Source organism: Streptomyces sp. NPDC021100 (assembly GCF_044333095.1).
Taxonomy (GTDB): domain Bacteria; phylum Actinomycetota; class Actinomycetes; order Streptomycetales; family Streptomycetaceae; genus Streptomyces.
In genome coordinates, this window is the sequence record NZ_JBIRQH010000004.1 from 191,151 (window position 1) to 210,301 (window position 19,151).

The 19,151-nt window shown below is 71.0% G+C and carries 18 protein-coding genes; 14 read left to right on the forward strand and 4 right to left on the reverse strand.

The features are described from left to right. Positions 1-28: 28 nt before the first annotated feature. A complete protein-coding gene (locus tag ACH4PU_RS10260; RefSeq protein ID WP_398268955.1) occupies positions 29-1,624 on the forward strand; it encodes an ABC transporter substrate-binding protein in 1,596 nt (531 codons plus the stop codon). Between the two features lie 68 nt (positions 1,625-1,692). Here the strand turns inward: ACH4PU_RS10260 and ACH4PU_RS10265 are convergent, their stop codons facing one another. Next, complete coding sequence (locus ACH4PU_RS10265; protein WP_398268958.1) at positions 1,693-2,364, reverse strand: response regulator; 672 nt, start codon at positions 2,362-2,364, stop codon at positions 1,693-1,695. A 48-nt stretch (positions 2,365-2,412) separates the two neighbouring features. Further along, complete coding sequence (locus ACH4PU_RS10270) at positions 2,413-3,405, reverse strand: RecB family exonuclease (RefSeq protein WP_398268961.1); 993 nt, start codon at positions 3,403-3,405, stop codon at positions 2,413-2,415. Positions 3,406-3,535: 130 nt separating this feature from the next. Between ACH4PU_RS10270 and ACH4PU_RS10275 the strand changes: the two genes are divergently transcribed. From ACH4PU_RS10275 to ACH4PU_RS10285, 3 genes are all read left to right on the forward strand, one after another. Next, positions 3,536-4,813, forward strand: a complete 1,278-nt coding sequence (locus ACH4PU_RS10275) for a site-2 protease family protein (RefSeq protein ID WP_398268964.1) — start codon at positions 3,536-3,538, stop codon at positions 4,811-4,813. 59 nt (positions 4,814-4,872) lie between these two features. Continuing rightward, positions 4,873-5,772, forward strand: coding sequence for a tRNA (adenine-N1)-methyltransferase (locus ACH4PU_RS10280; protein WP_185944680.1), 900 nt, complete (start codon positions 4,873-4,875; stop codon positions 5,770-5,772). 150 nt (positions 5,773-5,922) lie between these two features. Further along, complete coding sequence (locus ACH4PU_RS10285) at positions 5,923-6,480, forward strand: hypothetical protein (RefSeq protein WP_398268968.1); 558 nt, start codon at positions 5,923-5,925, stop codon at positions 6,478-6,480. A 4-nt stretch (positions 6,481-6,484) separates the two neighbouring features. Here ACH4PU_RS10285 and ACH4PU_RS10290 read toward each other — a convergent pair whose 3' ends face one another. Beyond that, positions 6,485-6,820 (reverse strand): ferredoxin, encoded by a 336-nt coding sequence (locus ACH4PU_RS10290; protein ID WP_398268971.1) that lies wholly within the window; start codon positions 6,818-6,820, stop codon positions 6,485-6,487. A gap of 242 nt (positions 6,821-7,062) precedes the next feature. Here ACH4PU_RS10290 and arc point away from each other — a divergent pair, with 242 nt between their 5' ends. The 6 genes from arc (at position 7,063) to prcA (ending at position 13,270) form a co-directional block, all read left to right on the forward strand. Further along, a complete protein-coding gene (gene arc / locus ACH4PU_RS10295; protein WP_398268974.1) occupies positions 7,063-8,829 on the forward strand; it encodes a proteasome ATPase in 1,767 nt (588 codons plus the stop codon). Between the two features lie 336 nt (positions 8,830-9,165). After that, positions 9,166-10,677, forward strand: coding sequence for a depupylase/deamidase Dop (gene dop / locus ACH4PU_RS10300; protein ID WP_398268977.1), 1,512 nt, complete (start codon positions 9,166-9,168; stop codon positions 10,675-10,677). 148 nt (positions 10,678-10,825) lie between these two features. Next, positions 10,826-11,044, forward strand: a complete 219-nt coding sequence (locus ACH4PU_RS10305) for a ubiquitin-like protein Pup (protein WP_185944684.1) — start codon at positions 10,826-10,828, stop codon at positions 11,042-11,044. Positions 11,045-11,079: 35 nt separating this feature from the next. Continuing rightward, on the forward strand, positions 11,080-11,670 hold the full coding sequence (locus ACH4PU_RS10310; protein WP_398268981.1) for an endonuclease VII domain-containing protein: 591 nt from the start codon (positions 11,080-11,082) through the stop codon (positions 11,668-11,670). Next, positions 11,622-12,467, forward strand: coding sequence for a proteasome subunit beta (gene prcB / locus ACH4PU_RS10315; protein WP_398268984.1), 846 nt, complete (start codon positions 11,622-11,624; stop codon positions 12,465-12,467). The genes ACH4PU_RS10310 and prcB overlap by 49 nt, the downstream gene beginning before the upstream one ends. Positions 12,468-12,529: 62 nt before the next feature. Next, positions 12,530-13,270, forward strand: a complete 741-nt coding sequence (gene prcA / locus ACH4PU_RS10320; RefSeq protein ID WP_398268987.1) for a proteasome subunit alpha — start codon at positions 12,530-12,532, stop codon at positions 13,268-13,270. Positions 13,271-13,484: 214 nt separating this feature from the next. Here the strand turns inward: prcA and ACH4PU_RS10325 are convergent, their stop codons facing one another. Next, positions 13,485-14,579 carry a LacI family DNA-binding transcriptional regulator gene (locus tag ACH4PU_RS10325; RefSeq protein ID WP_398268991.1) on the reverse strand — a complete coding sequence of 365 codons (1,095 nt, stop codon included), beginning with the start codon at positions 14,577-14,579 and terminating at the stop codon, positions 13,485-13,487. Positions 14,580-14,699: 120 nt separating this feature from the next. On the opposite strand from ACH4PU_RS10325, the gene ACH4PU_RS10330 reads away from it, so the two are divergent. The 4 genes from ACH4PU_RS10330 to ACH4PU_RS10345 all read left to right on the forward strand — a co-directional run bounded on the left by ACH4PU_RS10330 (position 14,700) and on the right by ACH4PU_RS10345 (position 19,045). Next, positions 14,700-15,959 carry an MFS transporter gene (locus tag ACH4PU_RS10330; protein WP_398268994.1) on the forward strand — a complete coding sequence of 420 codons (1,260 nt, stop codon included), beginning with the start codon at positions 14,700-14,702 and terminating at the stop codon, positions 15,957-15,959. Positions 15,960-15,968: 9 nt separating this feature from the next. Beyond that, positions 15,969-17,330 carry a Pup--protein ligase gene (gene pafA, locus ACH4PU_RS10335; RefSeq protein ID WP_185944687.1) on the forward strand — a complete coding sequence of 454 codons (1,362 nt, stop codon included), beginning with the start codon at positions 15,969-15,971 and terminating at the stop codon, positions 17,328-17,330. A gap of 167 nt (positions 17,331-17,497) precedes the next feature. Next, positions 17,498-18,589 carry an FKBP-type peptidyl-prolyl cis-trans isomerase gene (locus tag ACH4PU_RS10340; RefSeq protein WP_398268998.1) on the forward strand — a complete coding sequence of 364 codons (1,092 nt, stop codon included), beginning with the start codon at positions 17,498-17,500 and terminating at the stop codon, positions 18,587-18,589. Positions 18,590-18,670: 81 nt separating this feature from the next. Continuing rightward, positions 18,671-19,045, forward strand: coding sequence for an FKBP-type peptidyl-prolyl cis-trans isomerase (locus ACH4PU_RS10345; RefSeq protein ID WP_398269001.1), 375 nt, complete (start codon positions 18,671-18,673; stop codon positions 19,043-19,045). Positions 19,046-19,151: the final 106 nt, after the last annotated feature.

Here is a 19,151-nt window from a genome sequence, read left to right on the forward strand (position 1 = left end):
TCCACTTGGAACTGTGAGGAACGTGCACGTGAGGAAACGTGACCAGTGGCTTGCCGCCCCGCTCGGCGCGGGGCTCGCCGCCGCCCTGCTGAGCGGGTGCGGTTCGGAGGACGGCAAGGCGGCGGGCACCGGTGAGTCGGTGGTCATGGGGATGTCCGACGAGGTCGTCGCCGTGGACCCGGCCGCGGGTTACGACCCCGGTTCCTGGATCCTGTTCAACAACGTCTTCCAGTCGCTGCTGAGCTTCCCCAAGGGCAGCAACGTGCCGCAGCCCGACGCCGCCCGGAAGTGCGGCTTCAAGGACCAGGCGAGCACCGTCTACGAGTGCACGCTCAACAGCGGCCTGAAGTTCAGCAACGGGCACGACCTCACCTCCGAGGACGTCGCCTTCTCCTTCCGGCGCACCCTGAAGATCAACGACAAGTCCGGTCCCGCGTCGGCCATGCTGTCCACGATCAAGGACATCAAGACGCCGGACAAGAAGACCGTCGTCTTCCGCCTGAAGCGCCCCGACGCCACCTTCCCGCTGAAGATCGCCTCCGGCGCCGGCTCCATCGTGGACCACCAGGAGTACGCGATGGACAAGCTCCGGACCGACGGCAAGGCCGTCGGCTCGGGCGTCTACACGCTGGACTCCTACGCCAAGGACAAGGCCGTCTTCAAGGTCAACGGCGGCTACAAGGGCCCCGCGACCGTCCAGAACAAGGGCATGACCCTCAAGTTCTTCCACGGCGAGCAGGAAGCCCTGAAGACCGCCCTGCAGAAGGGCGACGTCGACCTCGCCTACCGTGGCCTGGCCACCGAGGACATCTCCTCCCTGGAAGCCGCCGCCACCGCCGGCAAGGGCCTCAAGGTCGTCCAGGGCACCAGCGCCGAGGTCCAGCACCTGGTGTTCAACACCAAGGACACGGTGACCGGCAAGCTCGCCGTCCGCCGCGCCGTCGCCTACCTCGTCGACCGCAGCGCGCTCGTCCGCGACGTCTACAAGCGCACCGCCGAGCCGCTGTACTCCGTCGTCCCGAGCGGCATCACCGGCCACCGGACGCCGTTCTTCGACCTCTACGGCGACCGCCCGCAGCCCGAGAAGGCCAAGGAGGCGCTGTCCTCCGCCGGCATCAAGGGCAAGGTCAAGCTGACCCTCTGGGGCACGCCGATCCGCTACGGCCCCGGCACCGTCCCGGAGCTCAACGCCATCGCCAAGCAGCTCAACGCCAGCGGCCTGTTCGAGGCGGACGTGCGCACCGCCCCCTTCCCCGAGTACGAGAAGAGCATCGAGGCCGGCAAGTACGCGGTCTACGTGAAGGGCTGGGTGCCCGACTACCCGGACCCGGACAACTTCACCGCGCCCTTCTTCGGCGAGGACAACGAACTCGCCAACCACTACGAGTCCAAGGAGATAGCCGACCGGATCCTCCCGGCCACCGCCGCCCAGGGCAGCCGCACCGCGACCGTCGGCGACTTCGCCAAGCTCCAGTCGACCGTCGCCCAGGACGTCCCGGTGCTGCCGCTCTGGCAGGGCAAGCAGTACGCCGTCGCCAACGAGCGGGTCACCGGCCTCCAGTGGACCCTGGACGCCTCCACCGTCTTCCGCTTCTGGGAGATCGCCAAGGCCGACAAGGGCTGACGCGGAGCCGAGACACGGAAGGGCCCGCCGGAACGATCCGGCGGGCCCTTCGGCATGTGCACTCGCGACTACTGCGCGCCCGGCCGCACCAGCCCGCTCTCGTACGCGTAGACCGCCGCCTGTACCCGGTCGCGCAGCCCCAGCTTGGTGAGCACATGGCCGACATGCGTCTTGACCGTCGTCTCGCTCACGAACAGATCCGCCGCGATCTCCGCGTTCGACAGCCCGCGGGCCACCAGCTTGAGCACCTCCACCTCACGGTCGGTCAGCGTGCTCAGCGTGTCCGGCAGCGGCTCCTCGCCCGACGGGAGGTGCCCGGCGTACTTGTCCAGCAGCCGGCGCGTGATGCTCGGCGCCAGCATCGCCTCGCCGCCCGCCACCACCCGGATCGCCTGCACCAGCTCATGGGCCGGGGCGTCCTTCAGCAGGAACCCGCTCGCGCCCGCCCGCAGCGCCTCCACCACGTACTCGTCCAGATCGAACGTGGTGAGCACCAGCACCTTCGCCGGGCCGTTCCGGTCCGGGCCGGTGATCTGCCGCGTCGCCTCGACGCCGTCCATCCGGGGCATCCGGATGTCCATCAGCACCACGTCCGGCTGGAGCGCCCGGACCTGGTCCAGCGCCTGCAGGCCGTCACCGGCCTCCCCGACCACCGCGATGTCCTGCTCGGCCTCGAGGATCATGCGGAAGCCCGTGCGCAGCAGGGGCTGGTCGTCGACGAGCAGGACACGGATCGCCACAGGGAACTCCTTCGCTAGACCCGGTCCATTCTGCCCTGAGCGCGTCCGTCAGACCCCGGCAGGCCCGGACCCCGCCTCCGGGACGCGCGGCACGGGCAGCACCGGCAGCGGATACGGCGGGGGAGTCCCCCCGAACTCCGGGCACAGCGCCTGGTGGTCGCACCAGCCGCAGAGCTTCGTCGGCCGGGGCCGCCAGTCTCCCGTCTCGGTGGCCAGCGCGATCGCCTCCCACAGCGCACGCAGCTTCCGCTCCACCGCCAGCAGCTCCGCCTCCGTCGGGTCGTACGTCAGCACGTCCCCGCTGCCCAGGTAGACCAGCTGGAGCCGGCGCGGCATCACCCCGCGCAGCCGCCGGATCACCAGCGCGTAGAACGTCATCTGGAACAGGGCCTCGTCCCGGTACCGCGGGGCCGGTGCCTTGCCGGTCTTGTAGTCGACGATCCGCACCTCGCCCGTCGGCGCCACATCCACCCGGTCGACGATGCCGCGCAGCACCAGTCCCGAGTCCAGCGTCGTCTCCACGAACAGCTCGCGCTCGGCCGGCTCCAGCCGCGTCGGGTCCTCCAGCGAGAACCACCGCTCGACCAGCCCCTCCGCCTCCGCCAGCCAGCGGGCCAGCCGCTCCGGCTCGTGCGCACCGTCCTCGCCGGTGAACAGCTCCGCCAGCTCCGGCCGCGCCGCCAGCAGCTTCTCCCACTCGCCGGGCAGCAGCGCGCGCGCCCGGTCCGGGGTGCGGTCCGCCGCGGGGACGTCGAAGAGGCGCTCCAGCACGGCGTGCACCACCGTGCCGCGGGTCGCCGCCGGGCTGGGCTTCTCCGGCAGCCGGTCGATCACCCGGAACCGGTACAGCAGCGGGCACCGCATGAAATCGGCCGCACGCGAGGGCGACAGCGAGGCCGGCCGGGCGGCGGCCCCCGTGGCCCCGGAGGCCGCCCCGGAAGCCTCGGGGGCCTGCTGCCGTACGGGCTCGGGGAGCGGGACCGCCGGATCGGCGGCCCCTCCGGCCGGGCCCCGGGCGGTGTCGTCGAGAGCGGTGTCCATGGCAGAGACCCTACGGCCCCCCGCGGACATTCCGCGGCATACCATCGACGGCAGAGCGCCCGCACGTGCATGATCGTGGCAGGGCGCGCGCACCGGGCGGGTGCGGGAGCGGCACCGACGAGGGGAAACCGTGGAGAACAGCGGGCAGGGCGGCTCCGGCAGCGGGGGCGCCGACCACCAGGCCGGACAGCCCGGGGGCCCCAGGGAACCCGGAGACCCCGGGGAGCACGGAGAGCACGGCCGCGGGCCCCGGCGCCCGCGCGAGAGCGGCGGCGGCATCCTCATGGGCCGCCCGTTCGGCGTCCCCGTCTACGTCGCCCCCAGCTGGTTCCTGGTCGCCGCCCTGATCACCTGGGTCTTCGGCGGCCAGCTCGACCGCGTCCTGCCCGAACTCGGCCGGGCCCGCTACCTGGTCTCCCTCTTCTTCGCCGTCGCCTTCTACGCCTCCGTCCTGGTCCACGAACTGGCCCACACGGTCGCCGCCCTCCGCTTCCGCCTCCCGGTCCGCCGCATCCAGCTCCAGTTCTTCGGCGGCGTCTCCGAGATCGAGAAGGAGAGCGAGACCCCCGGACGGGAATTCGTCCTCGCCTTCGTCGGCCCCCTGCTCTCCCTGGTGCTGGCCGGCGTCTTCTGGATCGGCATGCAGGCCGTCGAACCCGACACCGTCCCCGGCGTGCTCCTCGCCGGACTCATGGTCTCCAACCTCCTGGTGGCCGTCTTCAACCTGCTGCCCGGCCTCCCCCTGGACGGCGGACGGATGCTCCGCGCCGTCGTCTGGAAGATCACCGGCCGGCCCATGGCCGGCACCGTCGCCGCCGCCTGGGTCGGCCGCGCGCTCGCCGTCAGCGTCCTCGTCGGCCTCCCGCTGCTCACCCAGGCGTACCGCGCCGACAGCTTCGGCAGCGTCGACTCCCTCACCGACGCCCTGCTCGCCGCCATCCTGGCCGCGATCATCTGGACGGGCGCCGGGAACAGCCTCCGCATGGCCCGCCTCCGCGAACGCCTCCCCGGCCTCCGCGCCCGCACCCTCACCCGGCGCGCCGTGCCCGTCGCACCCACCACCCCGCTCTCCGAAGCGCTGCGGAGGGCCAACGAGGAGGGCGCCCGCGCCCTGGTCGTCGTCGACGCGGCCGGCGCACCCACCGCCCTGGTCCGCGAGTCCGCCATCGTCGGCATCCCCGTCCACCGCCGGCCCTGGGTCACCGTGGACACCCTCGCCCAGGACCTCCACGACGGCATGCGGATCTCCGCCGAGCTCTCCGGCGAGGACCTCCTGGAGGCCCTCCGGCAGACCCCCGCCACCGAGTACCTGGTCGTCGAGGAGACCGGCGAGGTCTACGGCGTCCTCTCCACCACGGACGTCGAACGGGCCTTCGTCGCCGCCATGGCCCGCACCCCGGCCTCCTGAGCCCCGGCCGGCCCGGGCCCGTGGTCCCGGCCCCGCCCGGCGCCCGGTAGGCTGGTCACATGTCCGAACCGACCGGTGCCGCCCGCCGTCGCGGGCCCTTCCAGGTCGGGGACCAGGTCCAGCTCACCGACCCCAAGGGACGCCACTACACCTTCACGCTCGAAGCCGGGAAGCAGTTCCACACCCACAAGGGTGCCTTCCCGCACGACGAGCTGATCGGTGCTCCCGAGGGCAGTGTTGTCCGTACCACGGGAAACGTCGCCTACCTCGCGCTGCGCCCCCTGCTCCCCGACTACGTCCTGTCCATGCCGCGCGGAGCCGCCGTGGTCTACCCCAAGGACGCGGGGCAGATCCTGGCGATGGCCGACATCTTCCCCGGCGCCCGCGTCGTGGAGGCCGGCGTCGGCTCCGGCTCGCTGAGCAGCTTCCTGCTGCGCGCCATCGGCGACCAGGGCATGCTGCACTCCTACGAGCGCCGCGCCGACTTCGCCGAGATCGCCACGAAGAACGTGGAGCGCTACTTCGGCGGTCCGCACCCGGCCTGGCAGCTCACCGTCGGCGACCTCCAGGACAACCTGTCCGACACCGACGTCGACCGCGTCATCCTGGACATGCTCGCCCCCTGGGAGTGCCTGGAGGCCGTCCGCAAGGCGCTCGTCCCCGGCGGCATCCTCTGTTGTTACGTGGCGACCACCACCCAGCTCGCGCGGACCGTCGAGTCCATCCGCGAGATCGGCTGCTTCGCCGAGCCGTCGGCCTGGGAGACCATGGTCCGCACCTGGCACGTCGAGGGCCTGGCCGTCCGCCCCGACCACCGCATGATCGGGCACACCGGCTTCCTGCTCACCGCCCGGCGCCTCGCGGACGGCGTGGAGCCGCCGATGCGCCGCCGCCGCCCGGCGAAGGGTGCCTACGGCGAGGATTACACCGGCCCCGGCGGCCAGACCGCCGAAGCCTGAGCCTTCCTCACCACCGCGGAAGCCGCCACCGACGAACTCGGGGGCGGCTTCCGCGCGTTGGAAGGGGCGTCGTTCCGCCCGCCGGACCGGTGTGCGACGATGCGGCTCTCGTCACAGTCTCTTCGCAGTCTCTTCGAAGGAGCGGCGCGCGTGCAGCCCCCGGCCGGACTTCCGCACACCCACCCGAGGCCTGTCCACTGGCTGCTGACCGCCCTGGCCCTGGCCGCCGTGCTGGCCGGCGCGACGCTCTTCGGCCCGGCCGACGCCACGGCCGGGGACGCGCCCGCCACACCGGCCGCCGCCGCGCCCGATCCGGCCGCCGCCCGCTACCCGCTCGACTGCGGCCCGGTGGGCGTCGAGGTGCGGGAGAAGGCCGTCGCCGACCTGGACGGGGACGAGCGCCCCGAGACGGTCGCCGTGGTCCACTGCCGGGCCGGCGCGGGCACCCCGCCCGACGGCGTCTACGTCCTGACGGCCGGCAAGGGCGCGGGCGCACCGCCGCGCGTGGCCGCCACCCTCGTCGACCCCGCCCGGCGGATGAACGTCGACCGGTTCAAGGTGACGGGGGACATGATTTCGGCCACTCTGCTCGGCTACTCCGCGCGGAACGTGCCGCGCTGCTGCCCCGACCTGCGCCGGGCGGTCGAATGGCGGTGGCGCGACGGCCAGTTCGAGCCGACGGCACGGCCCGTCACGGGCCGCGCCTGATCCGTCACCCGGCGTCCGGCCCGTAGACCTCGACCTTGTCCGAGACACGCCGCACATGGATGCAGTCGCCCGGGCACTCCTTGGCCGAGTCCCGGACGTCGGCCAGCAGCGGCAGCGGAACGGGCGTGGTGGCGCCCGGCTCCTGCAGCAGCTCGTCGTCGGCGCTCTTCACGTACGCCAGGCCGTCGATGTCGAGCTCGAAGACCTCGGGGGCGTACTGCACACAGATGCCGTCCCCCGTACACAGCTCCTGGTCGATCCAGACCTCGAGGGCGCCGTCGGGGCCCTCGGCCGCCGGGTCCTCGGTGACGGTCGCGCGGTCTTCGTTCCGGACGGTCATCTCGCCTGCCGTTTCCTGCTTACGTGAATCAATTGGAGCCAGCACTGACGGGTGTTGACCGACTCGACGATACAACCGCTCGCTTTCCGATGTTGATGGGTGGGTATTCCCCAGTCGTGAGGACGTGCGCAAGGGTGAAGATCGGACACACTCCAGCCGGGTTTGTGATCTAGGGGTTTCAACCTGCACCGGCCCAGGTAGGGTCTGGAAGCGTCCAGCTCCCCTTGGAGGAGGTGAGGACCGTGGCAGCCCACGACGACGACATGAACCGCGGCATCCGGCCGGGACGGGGCTCAGACGACCCCGCCGGTCAGGTTGCCTACCTTGAGCAGGAGATCGCCGTCCTGCGCCGCAAGCTCGCCGACTCTCCGCGGCACACGAGGATTCTCGAAGAGCGGATCGTCGAGCTCCAGACCAACCTGGCCGGGGTGTCCGCCCAGAACGAGCGGCTCGCCAACACCCTCCGCGAGGCCCGCGACCAGATCGTGGCCCTCAAGGAGGAGGTCGACCGGCTCGCCCAGCCGCCGGCCGGCTTCGGCGTCTTCCTGCAGGCCAACGACGACGGCACGGTGGACATCTTCACCGGCGGCCGCAAGCTCCGGGTCAACGTCAGCCCGGGCGTCGACCCCGAAGAGCTCCGGCCCGGCCAGGAGGTCATGCTCAACGAGGCGCTCAACGTGGTCGATGCCATGGCGTTCGAGCGCGCCGGGGACATCGTCACCCTCAAGGAGATCCTGGAGGACGGCGAACGGGCCCTGGTCATCGGGCACACCGACGAGGAGCGGGTGGTGAGGCTCGCCGAGCCGCTGCTGGACGTCACCATCCGCCCCGGCGACGCCCTGTTGCTCGAATCCCGCTCCGGCTACGTCTACGAGGTCATCCCCAAGAGCGAGGTCGAGGAGCTCGTCCTCGAAGAGGTCCCCGACATCGACTACACGAAGATCGGCGGCCTGGGGAACCAGATCGAGCTGATCCGCGACGCGGTCGAGCTCCCCTATCTCTACCCCGACCTCTTCAAGGAGCACGAACTCCGGCCCCCCAAGGGCGTCCTGCTCTACGGCCCGCCCGGCTGCGGCAAGACGCTGATCGCCAAGGCGGTGGCCAACTCCCTTGCCAAGAAGGTCGCGGAGGTCACCGGGAAGCCCGCGGGGAAGAGCTTCTTCCTCAACATCAAGGGCCCCGAGCTGCTCAACAAGTACGTCGGCGAGACCGAGCGGCACATCCGCCTGATCTTCCAGCGCGCCCGCGAGAAGGCCAGCGAGGGCACGCCGGTGATCGTCTTCTTCGACGAGATGGACTCGCTGTTCCGCACCCGCGGCTCCGGCGTCAGCTCGGACGTGGAGAACACCATCGTCCCGCAGCTGCTCTCCGAGATCGACGGCGTGGAGGGCCTGGAGAACGTCATCGTCATCGGCGCCTCCAACCGCGAGGACATGATCGACCCGGCGATCCTCCGCCCGGGCCGGCTCGATGTGAAGATCAAGATCGAGCGGCCGGACGCCGAGGCGGCCAAGGACATCTTCTCCAAGTACCTGACCCGCACCCTGCCGCTGCACGCGGACGACCTCGCCGAGCACGGCGGGGACGCCGGGGCGACGGTCGACGGCATGATCCAGTCGGTCGTGGAGCAGATGTACGCCGAGTCCGAGGAGAACCGCTTCCTGGAGGTCACCTACGCCAACGGTGACAAGGAAGTCCTCTACTTCAAGGACTTCAACTCCGGAGCGATGATCCAGAACATCGTGGACCGCGCCAAGAAGATGGCGATCAAGGCGTTCCTCGACCACAACCAGAAGGGCCTCCGCGTCTCCCACCTGCTCGCCGCCTGCGTCGACGAGTTCAAGGAGAACGAGGACCTGCCCAACACCACCAACCCGGACGACTGGGCCCGCATCTCCGGCAAGAAGGGCGAGCGGATCGTCTTCATCCGCACCCTCGTCACCGGCAAGCAGGGCGCGGACACCGGCCGCTCCATCGACACGGTGGCCAACACCGGTCAGTACCTGTAACACCGCCGTCCGGCCGCGGCCGGCCGTCCCCCGGATCCCCCCGGTCCCGCCCCCACGGCGCGGGACCGGGCCGGAACGGTCCGTCCGCGGCCGGACGCGTTCACGGACCCCGGGGGCGCGACCGGCAACGGGCACGGCGGGTCCGTACGGCACGAGCGACGGGCCCGGTACGGCACGAACCCGGGCAATGACTGGAATGATCTCCCCAGGGCCGCAAAGCCGTTCTAGGCTCTGCGGTACCACCGCGACGCGCGTGGGGGACGCACACGGACCGGATGCGCAGCGGTACTTGAGCGGCGACCCCACCAGGGGGCGCCGCCGGGCAAGGAGGGCCGCATGACCGTACGGCGAGTAATGGGCATCGAGACGGAGTACGGGATCTCCGTCCCCGGTCACCCGAACGCCAATGCCATGCTCACCTCGTCCCAGGTCGTCAACGCCTACGCGGCGGCGATGCACCGGGCACGCCGTGCCCGCTGGGACTTCGAGGAGGAGAATCCGCTGCGGGACGCCCGGGGCTTCGACCTCGCCCGGGAGGCCGCCGACGCCAGCCAGCTCACCGACGAGGACATCGGCCTCGCCAACGTCATCCTCACCAACGGCGCCCGGCTGTACGTCGACCACGCCCACCCCGAGTACAGCTCCCCGGAGATCACCAACCCGCGGGACGCCGTCCTCTGGGACAAGGCCGGCGAACGGATCATGGCGGAAGCCGCCGAACGGGCGGGCCGGATGCCCGGGGCACAGCCCATCCACCTCTACAAGAACAACACCGACAACAAGGGCGCGTCCTACGGCACCCACGAGAACTACCTGATGAAGCGGGAGACCCCCTTCTCGGACATCGTGCGCCACCTGACCCCCTTCTTCGTCTCCCGCCAGGTCGTCACCGGCGCCGGCCGGGTCGGCATCGGCCAGGACGGCCGCGAACACGGCTTCCAGATCAGCCAGCGCGCCGACTACTTCGAGGTCGAGGTCGGACTGGAGACCACCCTCAAACGGCCCATCATCAACACCCGCGACGAACCGCACGCCGACGCCGAGAAATACCGCCGGCTCCACGTGATCATCGGCGACGCCAACCTCTCGGAGATCTCCACCTACCTCAAACTGGGCACCACCTCCCTGGTGCTGTCCATGATCGAGGACGGCTTCATCTCCGGCGACTTCGCCGTCGACCAGCCCGTCCGCACCCTCCACCGGGTCAGCCACGACCCCTCGCTGCGCCGCCTGATCACGCTGCGCAGCGGCCGGACGCTCACCGCCGTCCAGCTCCAGATGGAGTACTGCGAGCTGGCCAGGAAACACGTCGAGGACCGGTACGGGTCGGACGCGGACGAGCAGACCAAGGACGTCCTGGCCCGCTGGGAGGACGTGCTGGGCCGGCTGGAGAGCGACCCCATGAGCCTGGCCGGCGAGCTGGACTGGGTGGCCAAGCGGGAGCTCCTGGAGGGCTACCGCCGGCGGGACGGCCTCGACTGGGACGCGGCCCGGCTGCACCTGGTCGACCTCCAGTACGCCGACGTCCGGCCCGACAAGGGCCTGTACAACCGGCTGGCGGCTCGCGGCAGGATCAAGCGGCTGCTGGACGAGACCGAGGTCGAGCGGGCCCGCACGGCACCGCCCGAGGACACCCGGGCGTACTTCCGGGGCCGCTGCCTCGACCAGTACGCGGACGACGTGGCGGCCGCCTCCTGGGACTCGGTCATCTTCGACCTCCCCGGCCGGGACTCGCTCCAGCGGGTCCCCACCCTGGAACCCCTGCGCGGCACCCGCAACCACGTCAAGGAACTGCTGGACCGCTGCCGCACGGCGGAGGAGCTGGTACGGGTGCTGTCCGGGGGCTGAGCGGGGTCTGGGGAGGAGGCGGAACGGGAATCATCACGGTGGTTCCCGGACGTTCCCGGGAGTACGGGGCCGATGTCGGACCGTGCTTGTAGGGTCTGATCTGTAGGACTTGAGTACGTGTACGTCGAAACCGAGCGGGGTGAGGGGTATGGCGACCAAGGACACCGGCGGCGGGCAGCAGAAGGCGACGCGCTCGACCGAGGAGACCGAGGAGCAGGCGCAGGAGGCGCAGGCGTCCGAGGACCTCAAGGAGCGGCACGAGAAGCTGTCGGACGACGTGGACTCCGTCCTGGACGAGATTGACGACGTCCTAGAGGAGAACGCAGAGGATTTCGTGCGAAGCTTCGTTCAGAAGGGCGGGGAGTAGGGGGCTTTTGCCTTCGAATCCAAGGGGGGATCGCGTTGGGGGCGGCGGAGGTGAAGCGTTGCGCGCGGTGCCGCGAGGACAAGCCGCGCGCGGCGTTCGCTGCGAACCGGTCGTTGCGTGACGGGCTGCAGTCCTACTGCAGGGTGTGTGCTGCCGAGTACCACCAGGAGCGGCAGAAGGCGAAGGGCAAGAACGTCCGCCCGCGGGTCGTCGTGCCGTCGGGGCACAAGCACTGCCGCCGCTGCGGTGAGACCAAGCCCCACTCTCAGTGGTCCCGCAACAGCTCGGCTTCCGACGGGTTGGCGACGGCCTGCAAGTCCTGTCGGGTCGCCGAGGGCCGTGCCGGTCACCTCAAGCGCACGTACGGCATCTCGGAGGCCGAGCGGGAGGAGATGATCAAGGAGCAGGGCGGGGTCTGCTGTATCTGCCTGTCGGCCCGGCCCGTGCATGTGGATCATTGTCACGTGACCGATAAGGTCCGTGGCGTGCTGTGCTTCAGTTGCAACGCGGCACTGGGGCAATTCAAGGATCGGCCGGACGTCATGAGGCGTGCCGCCGAATACGTGGAAGGAAACGTGTGGAAGCCAACCCTCGTAGCACCGGGCGTCTACCAGCTGCCTTCCTGACGCCGGGCTCGTCCTCGTTCGTGGACTTCCTCGGGAACCACGCCCCCGAGCTGCTGCCCGGCAACCGGCAGCTGCCGCCCGTGAAGGGTGCCGTCGAGGCGCCGCACGGCACGACCATCGTCGCGGCGACCTTCCCCGGCGGGGTGGTGCTGGCCGGTGACCGTCGGGCCACCATGGGCAACGTCATCGCACAGCGGGACATCGAGAAGGTCTTCCCGGCGGACGAGTACTCGGCCGTCGGCATCGCGGGCACCGCAGGTCTCGCCGTGGAGATGGTCAAGCTCTTCCAGCTGGAGCTGGAGCACTTCGAGAAGGTCGAGGGCGCCCAGCTCTCCCTGGAGGGCAAGGCCAACCGGCTCTCCACCATGATCCGTGGCAACCTCGGCATGGCCATGCAGGGCCTCGCCGTGGTGCCGCTGTTCGCGGGCTGGGACGTGGACCGCGGCAAGGGCCGGATCTTCTCCTACGACGTGACCGGCGGCCGCTCCGAGGAGTACGGCTACGCGGCCACCGGCTCCGGCTCGCTCTTCGCCCGGGGCGCGCTGAAGAAGCTGTACCGGGAGGACCTCTCCACCGAGCAGGCGGCCACACTGGTGGTACAGGCCCTGTACGACGCGGCCGACGACGACTCGGCGACCGGCGGCCCCGACCTCGCCCGCCGCATCTACCCGATCGTCACCGTCATCTCCGACGAGGGGTACCGGAGGCTCACCGACGCCGACCTGGCCGAGACCGTCCGGGCCATCCACGAGCGGCGGCTCCAGGAGCCCGACGGCCCCCGGGCCTCGCTGCTCTGAGGCCCCCCGGTCCCGAGTCCTCCGTACGCACTCCCCACAGACCAGAAAGGGACGGATAACCGGTGTCGACGCCGTTCTACGTCTCTCCCCAGCAGGCCATGGCCGACCGCGCCGAGTACGCCCGCAAGGGCATCGCGCGCGGCCGCAGCGTCGTGGTCCTCCAGTACAACGATGGCGTGATCTTCGTTGCCGAGAACCCGTCCCGCGCGCTGCACAAGGTCAGTGAGATCTACGACCGCATCGCGTTCGCGGCCGTCGGGAAGTACAACGAGTTCGAGACCCTGCGCATCGGCGGCGTCCGCTACGCCGACCTGCGCGGCTACACCTACGACCGCGAGGACGTCACCGCCCGTGGCCTCGCCAACGTCTATGCCCAGACCCTCGGCACCATCTTCTCCAGCGCGGGCGAGAAGCCGTACGAGGTCGAGCTGATCGTCGCCGAGGTCGGGGCCGGCCCCGAGGACGACCAGATCTACCGGCTGCCGCACGACGGCTCGATCGTCGACGAGCACGGCTCGGTCGCCGTCGGCGGCAACGCCGACCAGATCAGCAGCTATCTCGGGCAGCGGCACCGGGACGGGATGAGCCTCGCGGAGGCGCTCAAGCTTGCTGTCGAGTCGCTTGCCCGCGACACGAACGGTGGGGAGCGGACGCTGACCGCGGAGCAGCTTGAGGTCGCGATTCTCGACCGGACGCGGCCGCAGCAGCGGAAGTTCAAGCGGTTGCTCGGCAGTCAGCTGACGCGGTTGCTGGACGGGGACGCGGCGCCCGCCTCGGGTGGGGAGGGTGAGGGCGAGTCCTGACGGGTGGGGTGCCCCGGTCCCGCCCTTTCGCCGTTTCTTGCGGGGGCGAGCCCCCGCACCCCCCAAGCGCCCTGCGGGCGCTGTCCTCAAACGCCGGACGGGCTGAAATCAGCCCGTCCGGCGTTTGAGGACGAGCGGCGGAGCCGCGACAAGGGGGTCTGGGGCGCAGCCCCAGGAAACGGTGAAAGGGCGGGACCGGGGCACCCCACCGCCGTCAGGCGCCGCCCGCAGCCCGCCCGCTGGAGTCGCGGACGACCAGGGACACCGGCAGGTGCGCAGCGCCATCGGGCCGTCCGTCGAGAACAGCCGAAAGCGCCCGCATCCCCGCCTCACCGACCGCCTCGGCGGGCAGCCGCACCGTCGTCAGCTCGGGATCGACGGCCGTCGCCAGCGACAGGTCCGCGAACCCGGTGACGGACACGTCGTCCGGGACGCGCAGCCCCAGCCGCCGAGCCGCCTTGCAAGCCCCCGCGGCCAGCATGTCGTCGTCGCAGACGAGGGCGGTCGGGCGCGGCCCGGGCCCGGAGAGGACGCGTTCGGCCGCCGCCCGCCCCGCGTCGACGTGCAGCGCGGCCGGCTCCGTGCGCACCACGCGTGCGTCGGGGACGCCGCGTACCGTGTCGGCCAGGGCACGGGCCCGGACGCGGAAGGTCCAGGAGTCGACGTCGGCGGACAGGTGGGCGAAGCGGCGGTGGCCGAGGGCCAGCAGGTGGGCGGCGATCTGCCGCATGCCGTCGGCGATGTCCGGGTTGACGGTGGCGGCGGCCTCCGCGCTGTCGGGGTCGCTGTCCAGCATGACGACCGGCAGTCCGCCGGCCCGCAGGGCGGCGAGGGAGTCGACGGCCATGGAGGAGGCGATCACGCCGTCGAGGGCCGCGCGGGCGGAGGCGAAGGGGTCGCGGGCGGGGCCGATGCCGGTGGGGGAGGGGTAGAGGAGGACGCCGACGCCCTGTTCGCCGGCGGCGCGGGCGGCTCCGGCGTAGACGCGGGCGAAGAACTCGTTGGTGAGGGCGGGGACGACGAGCAGGACGGTCCGGGTCCGGCCGAGCCGCAGGTCGCGGGCGGCGAGGTTGCGGCGGTAGCCGAGTTCGCGGGCGGCGGAGCGGACCGCCTCGGCGCGGGCCTCGGAGACCCGGCCGCGCCATTTGTCGCCCATGACGAGGGAGACGGTCGCCTGGGAGACGCCGGCCGCGCGGGCCACGTCCCGGCTGGTCGCCCGGGCGGGTGCCGCGTGCGTCCCGCGGACCGTCGGCCAGCGGCCACCGCCGCGTACTCCGCCTGTGGTCTGTTCGCCGTCGTCCGTCACCATCGGTGACGCCCCTCTCCGCCGCCCCGCCCACGGCTGGACCCGTGAGCTGCCGACATGGTACGTATAACGCGTCAACGTTATACGTAAAACCGACCCACGGTCGGTCGAGAGAGGCAGATGATGGCGGCGGGCTACGGCGAGATGCTCAGGACGCGGTACGCCGCGCGGTTGCTGGCGGGCACCCTGGTGGGCCGGCTGCCGACCGCGACCGCCGCGCTGGCGGTCGTCCTCTTCGCCCGCGCCGAGGGCGGCAGCTACACCCTCGCCGGCGCCCTGTCCGCCGCGTACGGCGTGGCCAACGCGTTCGGCCAGCCGCTGCTCGGCCGGGCCGTCGACCTGTACGGCCAGCCGCGCGTGATGCTGCCCTCGGCGGTGCTGTCCGCGCTGGGCATGGTCCTCTTCGCGGTCGTCGGCCTGGAGCCGCTGCCCGTCGCCTACGCGGCCATGGTCGTCGCCGGTTTCTTCACCCCGCCGCTGGAGGGCGGCCTGCGGGCGCTGTGGCCGTCCGTCCTGGAGCGCGAGGACCGCATCCACGCGGCCTACGCCCTGGACGCCGTGGCCCAGGAGGTCATGTACGCGGTCGGCCCGCTGATCGTGATGCTGTTCGTCCGCGAGTGGTCCGAGGCCGCCGCGCTGCTGGTCATCAACGCCCTGGGCGTGCTCGGCGCGCTCGCCGTCGTCAGCTCGCCGCCCTCGCGGAAGTGGCGCAGCGAGCCGCGCGAGGCGCACTGGCTGGGCGCCCTGCGCTCCCGGGGGCTGTTGGTCGTCCTGGGCACCTTCTTCTTCGTCGGCTCGGCGCTGGGTTCGATAGCCGTGGCCTCCGTGGCCTACGCCGACGCGCACGGCAACCAGATGATCTCCAGCTATCTGCTGTCCGCGCTCAGCGCCGGCGCCCTGGTGGGCGGTGTCGTCTACGGCGGCCGGCAGTGGGCCGGTGCGCCGGAGGGGCGGCTGCGGGTGATCATCGCCGCGCTGGCCGTCTGCTACGTGCCGCTGCTGCTGGTCCCCGGTGTCGTCCCGATGACCGTTCTGGCGGGGATCGCCGGGGTGTTCCTGGCGCCCGCGCTCGCCTGTGCCTTCGTCGTCGTCGACCGGCACGCGCCGGCGGGCACGGCCACGGAGGCGTTCTCCTGGCTGGTCACCTCGTTCGGTGTCGGCGCGTCCATCGGTACGGCGATCGTCGGTCCGGCGGTGCAGTCGGGCGGTGCCCGGGCCGGGTTCGCGGTCGCGGCGGGCGGCGGCATCGCCGCGGCGCTCGTCCTGCTGGCGGCGCGCAAGGCGCTGACCGCCCCCGAGAAGGCGTCGCCCGTCGTCGCGCGTTCGGAATCCGATCGGAACGGTGCGGTCGAACCCGGTTTCAGCGCAGGGCATCAGGCGTAGTGTTCAGGCATGGACCGCCGCATTTTCGGGCTGGAGAACGAGTACGGCGTCACGTGCACGTTCAGGGGACAGCGCCGACTGTCGCCTGACGAAGTGGCGCGGTACCTCTTCCGCCGTGTCGTTTCCTGGGGCCGCAGCAGCAATGTCTTCCTGCGCAACGGCGCCCGTCTCTACCTCGATGTGGGCTCGCACCCGGAATACGCGACACCAGAGTGCGACAACGTGATCGAACTGGTCACCCACGACAAGGCGGGCGAGCGCATTCTCGAGGGACTGCTCGTCGACGCCGAACGCCGCCTGCACGAGGAGGGGATCGCGGGCGACGTCTACCTCTTCAAGAACAACACCGACTCCGCGGGGAACTCCTACGGCTGCCACGAGAACTACCTCGTGGCCAGACACGGGGAGTTCTCCCGTCTCGCGGACATCCTCATCCCCTTCCTGGTGACCCGTCAGCTGATCTGCGGGGCGGGGAAGGTCCTGCAGACCCCGCGCGGCGCGGTCTACTGCGTCAGTCAGCGCGCGGAGCACATCTGGGAAGGCGTCAGCTCCGCCACCACCCGCTCGCGCCCGATCATCAACACCCGGGACGAGCCGCACGCGGACGCCGAGCGCTACCGCAGGCTGCACGTCATCGTGGGCGACTCGAACATGTCGGAGACCACGATGCTGCTCAAGGTCGGCGCCACCGACCTGGTGCTCCGCATGATCGAGGCGGGCACGGTGATGCGCGACCTCACCCTGGAGAACCCCATCCGGGCCATCCGCGAGGTCAGCCACGACATCACCGGCCGCCGCAAGGTGCGGCTGGCCAGCGGGCGGGAGGCGTCCGCCCTGGAGATCCAGCAGGAGTACTACGAGAAGGCCGTCGACTTCTGCGAACGGCGCGGCATCCGCACGGGCATCGTCGAGCGGGTGCTGGAGCTGTGGGGCCGTTCCCTGGAGGCGATCCGGGACGAGGACCTGGACCGCATCTCCACCGAGATCGACTGGGTGATGAAGTACCAGCTCATCGAGCGCTACCGGGCGAAGAACGCCATCAGCATGTCCCATCCGAGGGTCGCTCAGATAGACCTCGCCTACCACGACATCCACCGCCGCCGGGGCCTGTACTACCTGCTGGAGCGGCGCGGCCAGGCCGCGCGGGTGTGCAACGACCTCAAGATCTTCGAGGGCAAGTCGGTGCCGCCGCAGACCACCCGGGCCCGGCTGCGCGGCGATTTCATCCGCCGCGCGCAGGAGCAGCGGCGGGACTTCACCGTCGACTGGGTCCATCTCAAGCTCAACGACCAGGCGCAGCGCACGGTGTTGTGCAAGGACCCTTTCCGGTCGGTGGACGACCGGGTGGAAAAGCTGATTGCCGGAATGTGAGCGGACGCACGGTCTGACATTCCGAATTCGGGGAAGCGAATACGGCATCGGTGCGCCGGACCTCTTGGTCCGGCGCACCGCCGTGTCGGACGGGGGTGACGGGCGGGACTCAGGCCGTAGAGTGGCGGGCACTGTTCAGCCACCGCCCCCTAGCCCGAGTTGGACCGATGCTGCGATTCACCGCGGGACGATTCCCGCAATCCCGTCGTCTCGCGAGGACCGCGAGCGGCACCCGCCCGTCCCGCCGTCTGGCCGCCGCCCTGGCCGTGCCCGTCCTGCTGTTGACCGCCGCCGGCTGCGGCTCGGACGACGACGGTTCCAAGAAGTCCTCCGAGAGCAGTTCCAAGGCGTCGGCGAGCTCCGGCTCCGCGCAGGGCGGCTCGAAGATCACGGTGACGGGTGCCTTCGGCGAGCAGCCGAAGATCTCCGCTCCGAAGGACGCCAAGGGTCCGGACAAGGTGCGGATCACCACGATCACCGAGGGCAAGGGCGCCACGGTGGAGAAGGGCGCGTTCACCCGGCTCGCCTTCGCGGTGCAGTCGACCCAGGAGGGCACCACCGCCAAGGGCACCTGGAACCCCGAGCCGGGCCAGGACACCAAGGGGCCGCGCCGCGAGCTGGTGCAGCGGGTGGGCGGCGGCGAGGGCGGCGGCCAGGTGCCGGACGCGGTCGCCGACGCCCTGGTGGGCCGCAAGGTCGGCACCCGGGTGTGGGCCGAGGGCACGCTGAAGTCGATGTACGGCGACAAGGTCCAGCAGAACGCGGACCAGACGCTCGTCTGGGTTCTCGACGTGGTGGGCACCGGCACGGTGGACGCCAAGGCGGAGGCCAAGGGCGAGCAGGCGAAGCCCGACGCGGGGATGCCGGAGGTGAAGGCCGAGTCCGGGAAGGCGGCCGAGATCACCATGCCCAAGGGGCAGAAGGCACCCAAGGAGCTCAAGGAGCAGGTCCTGATCAAGGGCGACGGCCCGGAGGTCAAGGCCGGCGACGGTCTGGTCGCCCAGTACACCGGTGTGCTGTGGGACGGCGGGAAGAAGTTCGACTCGTCCTGGGACCACGGTGGCGCCACCGCCTTCCAGATCGGCACCGGTTCGGTCGTCTCCGGCTGGGACAAGGGTCTGGTCGGCAAGCACGTGGGGGACAGGGTGCTGCTGGTGCTCCCGGCCGAGCAGGCGTACGGCAGCAGCCCGCCGCCCGGCAGCGGTATCCCCGCCGACGCGCCGCTGGTCTTCGTCGTGGACATCGTGGGCAAGGTCTGACCGGCCGGCGGGACGAACACGGACCGCTGATCTGCGAAACTTGCACGGTTGTCCGAAGATTCCGTTCGTAGGAGCACTTACGTGAGCATCGACAAGCCGGAGATCGACTTCCCCGAGGGCCCGGCCCCGTCCGACCTGGAGATCGTCGAGATCTGGGAGGGCGACGGCGCGGTGGCCAAGGCCGGCGACTTCGTCAAGGTCCACTACGTGGGCGTCGCCTACTCCACCGGTGAGGAGTTCGACGCGAGCTGGAACCGCGGCAAGCCGCTGGAGTTCCAGCTCGGCGCCGGCCAGGTCATCCAGGGCTGGGACAAGGGCATCCAGGGCATGAAGGTCGGCGGCCGCCGCCGGCTGACCATCCCGGCCCACCTCGCCTACGGGGACCGTGGCGCCGGCGGCGGCGTGATCGCCCCGGGCGAGACGCTGATCTTCGTCTGCGACCTGGTCGCCGTCTGACCGGACGCCGAACGGTTCCGACCGGGGGCCCGCGCCATGTGCGCGGGCCCTCGGCTTTTGCCGGGTGACGCGTGAGCGGTACGGTCATCGGTTGAAAGAACATGAG

Coding starts and splice junctions, on each gene's coding strand:
- ACH4PU_RS10270 (WP_398268961.1), bottom strand. CDS start 3,405: ATGGACACCGCTCTCGACGACACCGCCCGGGGCCCGGCCGGAGGGGCC.
- dop (WP_398268977.1), top strand. CDS start 9,166: ATGACCGTACGGCGAGTAATGGGCATCGAGACGGAGTACGGGATCTCC.
- ACH4PU_RS10305 (WP_185944684.1), top strand. CDS start 10,826: ATGGCGACCAAGGACACCGGCGGCGGGCAGCAGAAGGCGACGCGCTCG.
- pafA (WP_185944687.1), top strand. CDS start 15,969: ATGGACCGCCGCATTTTCGGGCTGGAGAACGAGTACGGCGTCACGTGC.
- ACH4PU_RS10325 (WP_398268991.1), bottom strand. CDS start 14,579: ATGGTGACGGACGACGGCGAACAGACCACAGGCGGAGTACGCGGCGGT.
- ACH4PU_RS10290 (WP_398268971.1), bottom strand. CDS start 6,820: ATGACCGTCCGGAACGAAGACCGCGCGACCGTCACCGAGGACCCGGCG.
- ACH4PU_RS10340 (WP_398268998.1), top strand. CDS start 17,498: ATGCTGCGATTCACCGCGGGACGATTCCCGCAATCCCGTCGTCTCGCG.
- ACH4PU_RS10330 (WP_398268994.1), top strand. CDS start 14,700: ATGGCGGCGGGCTACGGCGAGATGCTCAGGACGCGGTACGCCGCGCGG.
- ACH4PU_RS10280 (WP_185944680.1), top strand. CDS start 4,873: ATGTCCGAACCGACCGGTGCCGCCCGCCGTCGCGGGCCCTTCCAGGTC.